Here is a 7,900-nt window from a genome sequence, read left to right as displayed (position 1 = left end):
TTTACATAACATATCATTATCAGCAGTAATCAAATCCCAGAAATCCGTTCATATCAAGAGTTTTCCAGCCTTCTGTTCCCTCCGCTGTATGCAGGATTTCATACATCCCTGTTACAACAGCATTAGGCAGTTTAAACCGTTTTCGTAGCCTGCATGAAATCCTGCATATCCTTAGCGTATAAAATCCGCGTTTTGCCGTCAGTGCCCCATCGCCATCAAGCTAAGAAAAGTAAATACCACATGCCTATCAACCTAACAGAACAGGTTGCCCCAAAACGATAAAAATGAACTTCGGTGCTATAAAAAACACAAAATTTTCGTTTAGGGGGTACTTTAAAATCTTAGCTTGATAGCGATGTGGTGCTACCCCTAATAGGAAAAACGAAAAAACTTTTTTAGGGAAAAAATCAAGATTACAACCAAATTTTTGCTAGTTGAGATACTCCTTTTATTATCTTTTCTTCACATAAATTACCCAATCCAAGTTGAATATGTGGATATTGTGGTACATATTTCGAGAAATATTTTGAGCAAGGATAAACTGCAATTCCGTGTTCATATGCCCTTTCAATTAGCATTTTTTCACTCATTTTTGTTTTAACTTCAATAATAACGAAAATTCCGGAGCTACCACCTTTTATTTCAACATAATTCTTAAAGTGTTTTAGTAATTCACTATTCAATAGATTCATTTTACGTTTATACAAAGCTTTCATCTTCCTTAAGTGTGAGTACCAATATCCTTCATTCATAAAGGTCGCCAGTGTTCTCTGATGAATAGATGAGGATGTTTGCTCAAGAAAAGGGAGTATCTTTTTATATTCACTTACTAGCCTCCTAGGTAAAACCATATAACTGACACGGATAGAAGGTAGCAGTGCTTTTGAAAAAGTTCCTAAATAAACCACCCTATCATTAGAATCTAAACTTTGAAGAGACGGTATAGGTTGATGGATGTATCGAAATTCACTATCGTAATCATCCTCAATAATATATCCTTCCACCCTTTTCGCCCATTGAATTAACTTTAATCTTTCATTGACGGGGATAGCTACTCCATATGGAAAGTGGTGAGTAGGAGTGACATATAAAAGTCTAGAAGGCGACTTTAAAAGGCGATCGACTTGGATGCCTTGTTCTTTTACCGGGATCGGATCAATGATAAATGACTGAAGAGCAAATAGTTCCCTTGCCACATCATATCCAGGGTCTTCTACTGCCAAATAATGATAGTCTTGCTTTAGCAACAGCGACAAAAGTAATAACAAGTGTTGTGTGCTACTGCCAATAATAATCTGTTCAGCAGAAGTATTAACCCCTCTTGATTGAAACAAGTAATCTGCTAGTACCTTTCTTAATTTAATATCGCCTTGTTTTTCTCCGTATGAAAACATGCTAGAGTCTTTAACGATTTTGTTTGTAAGCATTCTCCATTTTTTCAAAGGGAAGTTCTCTTGATCCACTGTCCCGATCTTAAAGTCAATAGTTTTTATGTCAGTTTGATTTTTTTCATGATGCTGTTCTCTAATGGGTTCATAATTAAGCGTCTCATCCGATATAGTTGCCTCTACAAAAAACCCCTTTTTGTTCTCACTTCGAATATATCCTTCCGATTGCAATTGTTCATAGGCTACCTGAGTTGTGTTTCTGCTGACCTCTAATTGGAGAGCAAGTTGTCTAATCGATGGCAACTTTGTATTCCTTTCTAATTTACCAGATAAAATCTGAGTACGTATGTATTGATAAACTTGTTGGTACATAGGAGTGTTACTTTCTCGATTGATATTAAATATTAGTTCATTCATCATTGAAATACCTCATCTGTCATTTGTGTTTATTGTAAACTGTACCTTTTAGAAATGACAGTATAAATGAATAATGAATTTAGAAAAAATTTTGATTTGGGAGATAACTTATGACAATATTTATGTACATATTTTGTTTGATTGTATGGGGACTCAACTTTATAGCAGTAAAAATTCAAGGAACTCCTGTCAGCTTGGAATTATCCTTAACTTATCGTTTAGTTATGACAGCCTTTTTATTTTTGATTCTTGTTTGGTTCCTTCAACCAAGAGGGAGGCCAACAAGAAAAGATATCCCATTTGTAATAGTTTTTGGTGTATGTAACTTTGCATTAAGCTACTTATGCCTTTATTACGCCACAGTTTTGAGTTCTGCAGCAATCGTAACATTGGTTTTTTCATTAAAGGTGATTTTGACCCCGATTACTCTCCGGATTTTTTTAAAAGAAAAGTTACATTCACGCGTTTTATTTGGGGGGATTTTGGGTGTATTAGGCGTATGTATTCTCATCTATCCGAATTTGAACAACTTTCAAGGGTCCAATGACATAAAAGGAATTATGGTTGCGATCTTAGGTACGCTTCTTACAGCAGTAGGTGATGCCAGCTCAGCACGAAATGCAAATCACAAGGTGAATCCTATCTACGCAAATGCCATTGGATTTACAGTGGGCAGTATATTGATGGGATTAATTGTATTATTTCAAGGACAAGAATTTATATTTCCAACATCGTTTTCATACTTATCTGTGTTGCTATATTTAACTCTGGTTGCTTCATTTGTAGCATGGTTATTCTATTTGAAGCTTGTAGAAAAAATTGGAGGAGCTCAAAGTGGCTATATGGTTGCACTTTTCCCGGTAATTGGAGGCATAGCTTCCGTTTTAATCGGTGAGTCAGATCCATCATTGTATTTGTTTGCTGGTTGCTTTTCTAGCTGTACTGGCGCTGCCATCGCATTAGGGTTTGGAACTCGGAAGCAAAATGCGAAATTATCTCTAAAAAGAGCTAATTAAGAAGGAATAAGTCTTGTGAACTTGAAAATAGAGCTCATTTATTTGGTTCTCAGATTGTTGACCAAGAATGCATGAACACTTAAACAAATGGAATATAGACTATAGGGGTCACCATACATTACTATCAACCTAAGAGGAATTTATATCCATAATTCATAGAAAGCGTTATTCTTTTTGTAGAAATATACAGAAAGGATGGCGTTTTTTTCATTTTAGGGGGAATTTTGTTTTGTTAGCTTGATAGCGATGGGGCGGGACCCCGATATAAATTTTTTAATCACATTTCGTTATTACAGTAAACATTCCTGTCATATTAGGTGAGTAATTCTTAAAATCATATTTTTCATAAAATTTTTCTTTTCCCTCTGATGCAAATAATCCTACAAACGCTTTATTTGGTGCGTTTTCTTTTAGATACTCTACTAACGCATTCATAATTTTTTTGCCAATATCCATTCCTTGATAATCTGGATGAACTACCACATCTTGAATGTAAAAGTAAATAGCTCCATCCCCAACAATTCTTCCCATTCCTATGGCCTTACTCTCATCCTTAACTGTAACGGCAAAAACAGAATTTTTTAATGATATTTCGGCAACATCAAAGTTCATATAATCTTCCCAATCCACAACTGAACATAAATATTTATATTCTTCTAATGTTGGTGCATAATTTGAGATTGTATATTGTCTTTCCATAAGTCCTCCCCTATCTCTCTATAATTTCAAGTTAGCATTTTTGCACTTCTTTTTCTTCCGAATGTTCAGATTTAAGTATATATCATATTCATGCAAAAGTTAACATAATCCCTCATTGAAGTAGAAGGAACATCTATGCTAGGAAACGTAAAAAAATTTAAAAAAGGATGAGCTTATAGGGGATCACCCCATATACACCTTGTTCATCATTTACATATCATAGTATAATTTCAAGAAATTGATAGCTAATCATCTATGTTCCACGCTAACGGGTTGGGAATGACAATTTATTCCCCTGCTGACGACTGACGAAGTCGAAAAGTTTTTTTGAGTTGGGATTTAATTATTTAACAATTTCGCTCCAATTGTTAAATAGTATTCATTTTTCCCAAACGCTTTACAAACCTATAACCAGTTACTTCGTAACCAAGGAATTTATATAGTTCGTGTGCTTTTACCCTTCTTTCACTTTTTCCACTTAGAAGATAAATAAAATCAGATCCTCTTTTCAAAGACCATTCTTCCACATATTTAATCAACGCTTTCGCAATACCTTGACCGCGATATTCTTTCTTTGTAACTAGCAATGTTATTTGAATCTTTTCATCGTTGTTTGTGTACGTTGTATGAATTGTTATTCCTATCATCCCTACTAAGTTATTATTATTTATTGCAACAAAAGTGTAATAATTTGGATTAGATTCGATACGTTCCATTCTTACTTTCATTTCATCTAATGAACTAGGATAACCTAAATCTGGCATTAAATCTGTAAATTGTTTGATGTCATCAGAATTATATTTTCTTATCTCCACTAAGGACCCCTCCACATTTTTTGTTGTTGCTACCTCTATTACAGATTTTGCGATACTTTCATCCCAATGATGTTAGCCAACTTGCCCTTTTATGGGTGAGAGTGTCAAGACATCTTCTGTGGTGTTAATTCCTCCTTTTTTATGATATTCGAATATATTATTTAATACTATCCCGTTTTTTTGTTCCGCTTCACAGAACATTAATTCTATCACGAGAGGTGATTTCGTTTATTTTTCAGACAAAAAGGTCGATGAAGTCATTAAAAGGCTTATAAAAGCCAATGAGAGCATTAACTTGATAACAAGTGGACAGCCAATACAAATGTTGTGGTAAATGAGGTCATTTGTGGTACAAAAAAAGGATAGAACATACAGAATTATTCTGCCTGTCACTATCCGCTTCTTTTATTCTTATATAATGTGTAACATTATATGTCTATTCTTGTTAAACCAAAGATTGATTCAAATTTCTTGAATCTAAATAAAAAAATCGCTATCCGGGTTTATCCCGCTATTCGCGGACAGTAAGACCCTCACCTCAAGATTCAGAGAGAAGCAAAGAAGATAGTTTGGGGATAACTGCCGGTAACAGCCCGGTTAGTTTCACTTTATTTCTCTTAAGCTTTCTCTTCAAATAATCGTGCGATTTCGATAATAACTTGAACAGCTTTTTCCATATTATCTACAGAAATATATTCAAATTTACCGTGGTAGTTTTCTCCGCCCGTAAAAATATTTGGTGTCGGCAGACCCATATATGATAATTGGGAACCGTCAGTTCCGCCGCGAATTGGTTGGATATTCGGCTCGATATCTAGATTTTTCATTGCTTCATAAGCAATATCAACGATTTCTTTCACTGGTTCAATTTTTTCAAGCATATTGTAATACTGATCATTCATCTCAAGAATGATATTTTCCTCACCATACTTCTCTTGCATCTGTTTTGTAATAGCTGTTATATTCTCTTTTCTAGTATTAAAATGAGCGCGGTCAAAATCACGAATAATATAGTTAGATTGACTTCGCTCAACATCACCATTTAGAGAAATAAGATGGTAGAAGCCTTCATATCCCTCTGTATGTTCTGGCGCTTCTTCTACTGGTAGTTGTCTGTGGAATTCCATTGCCAATTTGGTTGCATTGACCATTTTATTTTTAGCTGTACCAGGATGAGTGCTATTCCCTTTAAAAATTAGCTTAGCACCAGCAGCGTTAAAGCTTTCATATTCTAATCCACCTAGTGGGCCTCCATCCATTGTATAAGCAACTGAAGCTCCGAAAGCTTCTACATCAAAGTGGGATGGACCGCGACCAATCTCTTCATCAGGTGTAAATGCTACTCTAATTTTCCCATGTTTAATTTGTGGGTTATGTAATAAATAATTCATTGCTGTCATAATTTCTGTAATTCCCGCTTTATCATCTGCACCAAGAAGTGTTGTTCCATCGGTTGTAATTAATGTATGCCCTTGGTAAGATGGGAGCTCTGGAAATAATTCTGGTGTTAAAACAACACCAAGTTCCTTATTTAACGTAATTGCCTTACCATCAAAATTTTCATGAATTTGTGGCTTAACATTTTTCCCCGTAAAATCTGTAGCTGTATCTAAATGAGCTAAAAAACCGATTACAGGAACCTGCTTGTCCGTATTAGCAGGAAGCGTTGCCATTACGTAGCCATTCTCATCCATCGTTACTTCTGATAATCCAATCGACTTCAACTCTTCTACTAGTTGCTTTGCAAACTCAATTTGGCCAGGCGTTGATGGTACAGTATGACTTTCTGCATCAGATTGTGTATCCATCTGAACATATCTTGTAAAGCGTTCTATAATTTCCTGTTTCATTCTACTACACTCCTTTTTTATACATCTTTATTTATTATACGCCCTTATTACACATTTTTTTATTTCTTTTGACTTTATCTTTTAAATTCGCTGTTTTCGTAAGAATTATTGCTATCTTGACCATACTGATAAAGTGAAACTTCCATCAGTGGGTTTTTTTCATCCCCCACTGATGGTTAGTTGAACCAATCGGGCGCATGCCAGCAGTTGCCCCCCACCTATCTTCCTCGTTTCTCTTTGAATCTTGAGGTGGGGTTCTTACTGCCCGCGAATAGCGGGATAAAAAGTTGACTTTCAACTAGTAAACTGGAGTTAAAGGAGGGTTAACATGAAAGATGAATTAAGTATAAATATCTATTTAGATGAAACTGATACTCCGTTTTCAAGATATTATAGCTCTGATGATGTTCACCTAAGCTCTGACCTTGAAGATTTTCTTTTGTCAAAGCTACACAGTGGCAAAAAAAAAGAAGTAGAAATATTTTTTTTAGGTCAGAATGATTTTGATGAAAAGTCATTGAAGACTGCCACATTTAACACTTTTTCTAACCTCTTGAACGAAGAGGAATATACATATGCTAGAAATGTCAAAAAGGCTATTGTTTTGTTTGTGATTGGGATTATTGTTGGGGTAATATACTTGAAGCTTTCAAGTACTCATGCCTATACTGCAGGAGTATTAAGCATTGTGTGTTGGGTTTTTATTTGGGCAGGTACAGAGGTTTATTTTTTTGAAAATCGGGAAATTAAACAAAAAATTAGGAAATGCAAGAATGTTCTAAGTGCGAATGTGCACAAAAAATAGAAATTTAGTAAATATTTATATTTATGAAGCTGATTTTCAGATTCTATCTTATGCATCTATTTGGGTTATTATTTGGACTTGGAAATCATGATGAAGATTAATATCGCCATTGTACAGTAATATTAAAGCTATTTAATTTTGCCGTCCAAAATACAGTAGCCTTCTGTCTATGTAAATGACAAAAGGCTATTCAAGTCGTTTAAAAATCTAGTTGTGTGATAAGAATGGGTTTTTGAGCGAATAATAAAGTTGATTAATTCTGTTTTACTTGCATAATGAACAACATAATAAAGGAAAGTAAAACAATTGAAAGAACCCATAGCCAGGCCATCTTCATATTTCCAGAATCAATAGCTAGATAAATCGCTGTTGGAACCGTCTGGGTCTCTCCTGGAATATTACCTGCAAACATTAATGTTGCGCCAAATTCACCGAGAATCTTGGCAAAACTTAAGATACTTCCTGAGACAATGGCTTTTAAAGATAAAGGGATAGAAATAAAGAAAAAGACTTGCCATTCATTAGCCCCACACACTCGAGCTGCATCTTCAATATCATGATCTATCCCTTGGAAGCCAGTCTTTGCTGATTGATACATAAGTGGGAAGGCTACAACAATCGACGCGAGAACAGCTGCCCACCATGTAAAAATAATAGGTTGCTTAAAAATCCATTCAATAACTTTTCCAAGTATACTTTGCTTACCAAAGATAATAATCAAAAAGAATCCCACAACAGTAGGAGGGAGAACTAGAGGAAGCATTAGGATAGTTTCTACTATTACTTTTCCTTTAAATGACTTTTGAGATAATACTCGCCCCACCACAGTTCCTAAAATAATAACAACGAGTCCAGATATGATGGCGACTTTAAAGGACAATTGCAGCGGTGTTAGGAATTCTTGAAGCAT

Annotated in this window: 7 protein-coding genes; 2 read left to right on the top strand and 5 right to left on the bottom strand. The window is 35.0% G+C overall.

The genetic code is table 11. The annotated features are described in order from the left end of the window. Positions 1-413: 413 nt before the first annotated feature. Positions 414-1,805, bottom strand: a complete 1,392-nt coding sequence (gene pdxR / locus CN326_RS14805; protein ID WP_176524634.1) for a MocR-like pyridoxine biosynthesis transcription factor PdxR — start codon at positions 1,803-1,805, stop codon at positions 414-416. Between the two features lie 110 nt (positions 1,806-1,915). On the opposite strand from pdxR, the gene CN326_RS14800 reads away from it, so the two are divergent. Further along, the gene (locus CN326_RS14800) at positions 1,916-2,821 is read left to right on the top strand and encodes a DMT family transporter (RefSeq protein ID WP_098309769.1); all 906 of its coding nucleotides are present in this window, start codon (positions 1,916-1,918) and stop codon (positions 2,819-2,821) included. Between the two features lie 273 nt (positions 2,822-3,094). Here CN326_RS14800 and CN326_RS14795 read toward each other — a convergent pair whose 3' ends face one another. From CN326_RS14795 to pepT, 3 genes are all read right to left on the bottom strand, one after another. Next, positions 3,095-3,520: a GNAT family N-acetyltransferase gene (locus tag CN326_RS14795; protein ID WP_098309768.1), complete on the bottom strand. Its 426-nt coding sequence runs from the start codon at positions 3,518-3,520 to the stop codon at positions 3,095-3,097. Positions 3,521-3,888: 368 nt separating this feature from the next. Beyond that, entirely contained in the window at positions 3,889-4,335 is a 447-nt protein-coding gene (locus CN326_RS14790; protein WP_098309767.1) for a GNAT family N-acetyltransferase, read from the bottom strand. Between the two features lie 617 nt (positions 4,336-4,952). Next, the gene (gene pepT / locus CN326_RS14785; RefSeq protein WP_098309766.1) at positions 4,953-6,185 is read right to left on the bottom strand and encodes a peptidase T; all 1,233 of its coding nucleotides are present in this window, start codon (positions 6,183-6,185) and stop codon (positions 4,953-4,955) included. Between the two features lie 328 nt (positions 6,186-6,513). Here pepT and CN326_RS14780 point away from each other — a divergent pair, with 328 nt between their 5' ends. Further along, positions 6,514-6,990 (top strand): hypothetical protein, encoded by a 477-nt coding sequence (locus CN326_RS14780; protein WP_098309765.1) that lies wholly within the window; start codon positions 6,514-6,516, stop codon positions 6,988-6,990. 253 nt (positions 6,991-7,243) lie between these two features. Here CN326_RS14780 and modB read toward each other — a convergent pair whose 3' ends face one another. Further along, the gene (modB, locus tag CN326_RS14775; RefSeq protein ID WP_098309764.1) at positions 7,244-7,900 is read right to left on the bottom strand and encodes a molybdate ABC transporter permease subunit; all 657 of its coding nucleotides are present in this window, start codon (positions 7,898-7,900) and stop codon (positions 7,244-7,246) included.

This window comes from Bacillus sp. AFS018417 (assembly GCF_002560985.1).
Classification (GTDB): Bacteria; Bacillota; Bacilli; order Bacillales; family Bacillaceae_G; genus Bacillus_A; species Bacillus_A rhizoplanae.
Note: the sequence above shows the minus strand (reverse complement) of the source record. Positions and strands in the feature narration are given on the sequence as shown.